At 69.9% G+C, this 632-nt stretch carries 1 protein-coding gene and 1 pseudogene; one reads left to right on the top strand and one right to left on the bottom strand.

Annotation, left to right across the window (positions count from 1 at the left end; all coding sequences use genetic code 11):
* The coding region (locus tag FL311_RS43510) for a S4 domain-containing protein (protein WP_255510417.1) at positions 1 to 234 on the bottom strand (234 nt) is incomplete at its 3' end.
* A gap of 143 nt (positions 235 to 377) precedes the next feature.
* Here FL311_RS43510 and FL311_RS43505 point away from each other — a divergent pair.
* A pseudogene (locus FL311_RS43505) lies at positions 378 to 632 on the top strand (hypothetical protein); the annotation flags it as partial.

Raw genomic sequence — 632 nt, 5'->3', positions numbered from 1 at the left:
GAGTGGGACGATTCTCCCGTCGACGCGGACGGTGGCGCCCGGGGGGACGGGGGCGAGGGCCATCTTGGCGACGCGGCCGTTGATGGTGACGCGGCCGGCGTTGATGGCGTCCTCGGCCTCCTTCTGGGGGAACACGCCCGCGCGTGCGAGGGCGCGAGACAGCCAGTCCGGCTTCTCCTTGCCCTCCCAGCGTTGGTGTTGCGGGGGCTTGGTCTTGTCGGGCTTGCGCGGCATGGGCTTCCAGAGGGGACGATGGAGTCGGGCGTCATATCATCGTCACCTGGAGCGCGTGGCGCCTCCGTGACGCCGCTGGCCCGCGTAGAGTCTGGGATATGACCGCTCGTGCCGGGAATCCGTCTGTCGGGGATGAATCACGGATGCATCCGTTGGATGCGTTCATGGCCGCCCTGGCCAGTCGTCGGCTGTTCTGTGACGGCTGGGGGGATGAGGAGACCTTCGCGGGGGCGCCGTTGTCGGGGCGGCTGGCGGCGACAGTGTCGCCGCTGGAGGTCCGCTGGGGCGCGGAGCAGGCGACGGGGCGTCGAAGGTTCCGGGATGGGGCGTTCGATTCGCCGTGGGTGGCGTTGCCGTCGGAGGTGCGGTTGGGCTCGGTGCGATGGATGACGTCCGAG

Origin of the sequence: Myxococcus sp. AB025B (assembly GCF_006518215.1) — a bacterium.
GTDB classification, from domain to species: domain Bacteria; phylum Myxococcota; class Myxococcia; order Myxococcales; family Myxococcaceae; genus Myxococcus; species Myxococcus fulvus.
This window is presented reverse-complemented; position numbering and strand designations above follow the sequence as displayed.